The sequence below is a fragment of the Streptosporangium minutum genome (assembly GCF_002149035.1).
GTDB lineage: Bacteria > Actinomycetota > Actinomycetes > Streptosporangiales > Streptosporangiaceae > Streptosporangium > Streptosporangium minutum.
The window spans coordinates 1-4,452 of record NZ_NGFP01000411.1 but is presented as its reverse complement, the minus strand read 5'-3'; the positions used below and the strand labels follow the sequence as shown (position 1 = coordinate 4,452).

Below are 4,452 nucleotides of genomic sequence, written 5' to 3'. Positions count from 1 at the left end.
GCTCGGGGGCCGGGGGGACGTGCAGGGGCGGCTCGCCCTTGCGGTCGATCACGACGCCCTTGGGGCCGAGCGTGGTGACGCGGACGCCGACCCGGTCGAGGATCTCCTCGTCGGACCAGCCGGTCTTCTGCTCGATCAGACCCTTTTCGTAGTCGTTGCCGAACAGGTAGGCGGCGCCGTCGATCAGCTCGCGGATCTGCTCGCTGGGCATGCGGGCGAGCTGCTGCGACGGGTCGGCGGCGAAGGGGATGCCGCGCTGGCGCGCCTCGTCGGTGTGCCGGAGCATCGCCTCGGGGTCGTTGGGGCTGATCAGCACCAGGTCGAGGCCGCCGAGCCGCCGGGTGATCGGGCCGAGCTCGATCAGCCGGGCATCGGCCATCGCGCCGGTGTAGAAAGACGCGATCTGATTGTGATCCTCGTCGGTGGTGCAGAGGAACCGAGCGGTGTGGTGCAGCTCGGAGACGTACACCGACTCACAGTCGACGCCGTGCCGCTCCAGCCAGGAGCGGTAGTCGGCGAAGTCAGCGCCGACGGCGCCGACCAGGATGGGGCTCAGCCCCAGGCAGCCCATGCCGAAGGCGATGTTGGCCGCGCAGCCGCCTCGGCGGACCTGCAGGTCGTCGACGAGGAACGACAGGGACACCCGGTCGAGCTGGTCGGCGATGAGCTGGTCGCCGAAGCGACCCGGGAACGTCATCAGATGGTCGGTCGCGATAGAGCCGGTGACGGCGATGCGCACGGGATCTTTCTCCTCGTTGTCAGCATCTAAAGGAAGGGCGAGCGGTGAAACCCCGCAAGAATACGCGACCCCGCAGACGCGCGACGGCCCCGCGGAGTGAGAGATCTCACCCCGCGGGGCCGTCAGGTGCCGCGTCGCCGCCTAGTTGAACGAGTCTCCACAGGCGCACGAGCCCGTGGCGTTCGGGTTGTCGATCGTGAAGCCCTGCTTCTCGATCGTGTCGACGAAGTCGACCGTGGCGCCCACGAGGTAGGGCGCGCTCATCCGGTCGGTGACCACGCTGACACCGTTGAAGTCCGTGACGATGTCGCCGTCCATGGAACGATCGTCGAAGAAGAGCTGGTAGCGAAGGCCGGAGCAGCCACCCGGCTGCACGGCCACGCGCAGCTGGAGGCCCTCCTCGCCCTGCTGCTCCAGCAGGCTCTTGACCTTGGCGGAGGCCGCGTCACTAAGGATCAGACCCTGCGCCGTGGTCTCGCTGCTCTCAACCGACATGTGGTGACTCCCGCGTCTGCGTCAACCGCCCGATCGGAACGGCTGTCTGTTTTGACGTCCTTCTTAGACGCTACCAACACCCGCTGGCAGCTACACATTCCTCAGTCCCGGACTACCCCCCGCGACCCCGGAATAAAGCGACCACCGCTGTGTGTCATGATTAGTCGTCAGTTCGACGATAAGGGGGTGTGGCCGTGACGACCACCGAGACCGGGCTTCCGCTCTTCGTCCTCGGCAGGGGGACCGATCCGCACAGCGAGCGCGGTGTCGACTGCCCGGGCGAGCTGCCGTCCGCCTCCGACCCGGCGCTGGTGGAGCGCGCCCGGCGGGCCAAGGCCGCGCTCGGTGACCGGGTCTTCGTGCTGGGGCACCACTACCAGCGTGACGAGGTCATCCAGTTCGCCGACGTGACCGGCGACTCCTTCAAACTCGCCCGGGAGGCGGCGGCCCGGCCGGACGCCGAGTACATCGTCTTCTGCGGCGTGCACTTCATGGCCGAGTCCGCCGACATCCTCACCGGCGACTCGCAGCGGGTCGTGCTGCCCGACCTCGCGGCCGGCTGCTCGATGGCCGACATGGCCACGTTCGACCAGGTCGAGGAGTGCTGGGAGGCGCTGGAGGACGCCGGGATCGCCGGCGTCACGGTCCCGGTCACCTACATGAACTCCAGCGCCGACATCAAGGCGTTCTGCGGGCGCAACGGCGGCGTCGTGTGCACCTCCTCCAACGCCAAACGCGCCCTCGACTGGGCCTTCTCCCGCGGCGAGAAGGTGCTGTTCCTGCCCGACCAGCACCTGGGCCGCAACACCGCGGTGCTGGAGATGGGTCTCTCGCTGGACGAGTGCGTCGTCTACAACCCGCACCGGCCGAACGGCGGGCTGACCGCCGAGCAGCTCGAGAACGCCAAGATGATCCTGTGGAAGGGCCACTGCTCGGTGCACGGCCGCTTTACCCCCGAGTGCGTGGACGACGTCCGCGAGCGGATCCCCGGCGTCAACGTGCTGGTGCACCCCGAGTGCAGGCACGAGGTGGTCACCAAGGCCGACCACGTCGGCTCGACCGAATACATCATCAAGAAGCTCGAGGAGGCGCCGGCCGGGTCGTCCTGGGCGGTGGGCACCGAGCTGAACCTGGTCAAGCGGCTCGGGCAGATGTTCCCCGACAAGAACGTGACGTTCCTGGACCGGACCGTCTGCTACTGCTCGACGATGAACCGGATCGACCTGCCGCACCTGGTGTGGGCACTGGAGTCCCTCGCGGCCGGTCAGGTCGTCAACCAGATCACGGTGGACGAGGACACCACCCACTGGGCCAAGGTGGCGCTGGAGCGGATGCTGGCCCTCCCCTGACCCGGATCGGCCTGCGGGACGGGCCCCGGCGCGCTGCGGCCGCCGGGGCCCGTCGTGTTCACCCGGGGCTACCGCAGCTTGTAGACCACCCGGACGCGGACCGAGACGGTCTGCTGGCCGGGGCTGATGGAGGCCTTGTCGGCCGCCATCGCACCGCCGAACATGATCGGCGAGGGCGGCGTGACCCCCTCCTCGCTGATCGACACGACGCGGCCCAGCTCGTCGCCGGCCAGCCCGGCGTACTGCTCGGCGCGGGCCTGGGCGTCCTCGAAGGCCGCGTCACGCGCGGCCCTGAGCGCCTTGCGGGTATCGGACACCTCGAAGGAGACGCCGTTCAGCCGGGCCTCCTCCCCGACCGCGGCCACCGCGTCGATCACCTCGTCGGCGGAGTCGACGTCGCGCACCACGGCCTCGACGCCCTGCGCCGCCCGGTATCCGGCGACGACGGGGTAGTTGTCGTACACGGGGCCGAGGGACAGCTCGTTGGTCTGCAGGTCCCTGGCCGCGATCCCGGCGCCGCGCAGCGCCTCGGTCAGCTTGGCGGCGGCCTTGCGCGCGTCGGAGAAGGCCGCGCTCGCGGCGGCACGGCGCACTTCGACGCCGGTGTTCAGTCGCATGACGTCGGGGATGGAGGACAGGTTCCCCTCCCCCACGACCGTGATCTCCGACCGGTCGTCGTTCACCGTCACCTTCGCGGAACCGGGAACGGAACCGGAGTCGGCGGACGCGATCCCGCCGAACATGCCCATGGTGACGAGCGCGGCCAGGGCCACGGTGCGAGGAATCTTGATCATAGGTGCATGGCATCACGGGGCGACGGCGGCGGCGGGGAGCCGCCGGTGTGCCCTGTCATATCTTGAACTTCAGATCACCGCCCGCTCCCGCCACCGGGCGAGCAGCCCGGCGTGGGTCCGCTCCCTCACGTCAGCCCTCCCGGGTGAAGCGCATGAACTGCTTCTCGTACTCCTTGGCGTCGGTGCTGGTGGCCAGCACCCGCTTCACCTGCCCCTGAAAGTCGATCACTACCGCCTCGTAGCCGGTCCCCTTGCGCCGCCAGCCGGCGATGTGCTGGTCGTCGTACCAGCCGATGAGCCGCTTGGTCGCGAACGGGATCCTGACCTTGGCCTCGCCGTCGGCGGCGGTGGACCAGACGCAGATCTCCCGCTCGGTCCCCTTGCAGTACGTCATGAGCAGCGTGCCCGACGGGGAGATGTCGTCGCCCTCCACGGTGATCGGGGTGCCGACGTCCAGGAGGGTCTGCAGCACGGTGCCCTGGAGGTCGTAGAAACGGATGCGCTGGGTCTTGCCGGTCAGCGCCCAGGTGCCGACCGCCCGGCCGTCCCCCCGCCAGAAGTAGCTCCAGGTGCCCGCGTCCTTCTCCTTCACGCGGACGATGGCGGCCTTCTTCCTGGCGATGTCGATGACCGCGTAGCCGTACTCCTTGCTGGTGTCGCCGACCGCCTCGTACAGCGTCACCAGGCCCCGCCTGCCGTCCGGGGACCACTGCGGCAGGGTCGGGTAGACCGGCGCCTTGGTTATCTTGATCTTGCTCACCGAGCCCGACCGCCGGTCGACGACGGAGACGACGGCGTAGTTGTTCTTGTCGTAGACCCTGTCGGTGGCCAGCGCGTGGGTGCCGGAGGCGTTCGTCGTGTACTGGAAGTATTTGCCGTTCTTGGCGAAGCTCCCGCCGGGGGCGCGGACGTAGAGGTTCTTGTCCCAGTCGAGGCTGTAGGCGCTCAGCTTGATCGGGTCGTCGTCGCTCTCGTGGAGCGTGATCGAGCTGCCGGGAAGCTTGACCGTCCTGGTCGCCCGGGGCGGGCCGGAGGCCGCCGAGGTGGGTGTGGTGGTGGGCTCCCCCGCCTGGGG

Annotated in this window: 5 protein-coding genes; 1 reads left to right on the top strand and 4 read right to left on the bottom strand. The window is 69.1% G+C overall.

What is annotated here, in order from left to right; genetic code table 11:
* The coding region (locus tag CA984_RS42770; RefSeq protein WP_086579003.1) for a PfkB family carbohydrate kinase at positions 1–739 on the bottom strand (739 nt) is incomplete at its 3' end.
* Between the two features lie 141 nt (positions 740–880).
* Positions 881–1,234: an iron-sulfur cluster insertion protein ErpA gene (gene erpA / locus CA984_RS42765; RefSeq protein ID WP_012889376.1), complete on the bottom strand. Its 354-nt coding sequence runs from the start codon at positions 1,232–1,234 to the stop codon at positions 881–883.
* Positions 1,235–1,428: 194 nt separating this feature from the next.
* Between erpA and nadA the strand changes: the two genes are divergently transcribed.
* Positions 1,429–2,583, top strand: a complete 1,155-nt coding sequence (gene nadA, locus CA984_RS42760; protein WP_086579004.1) for a quinolinate synthase NadA — start codon at positions 1,429–1,431, stop codon at positions 2,581–2,583.
* 68 nt (positions 2,584–2,651) lie between these two features.
* Here nadA and CA984_RS42755 read toward each other — a convergent pair whose 3' ends face one another.
* A complete protein-coding gene (locus CA984_RS42755) occupies positions 2,652–3,377 on the bottom strand; it encodes an SIMPL domain-containing protein (protein WP_086579002.1) in 726 nt (241 codons plus the stop codon).
* 130 nt (positions 3,378–3,507) lie between these two features.
* Positions 3,508–4,452 (bottom strand): TolB-like translocation protein (locus CA984_RS46840; protein WP_165781629.1); only part of this gene is annotated, 945 nt, incomplete at its 5' end.

Coding starts and splice junctions, on each gene's coding strand:
- CA984_RS42755 (WP_086579002.1), bottom strand. CDS start 3,377: ATGATCAAGATTCCTCGCACCGTGGCCCTGGCCGCGCTCGTCACCATG.
- erpA (WP_012889376.1), bottom strand. CDS start 1,234: ATGTCGGTTGAGAGCAGCGAGACCACGGCGCAGGGTCTGATCCTTAGT.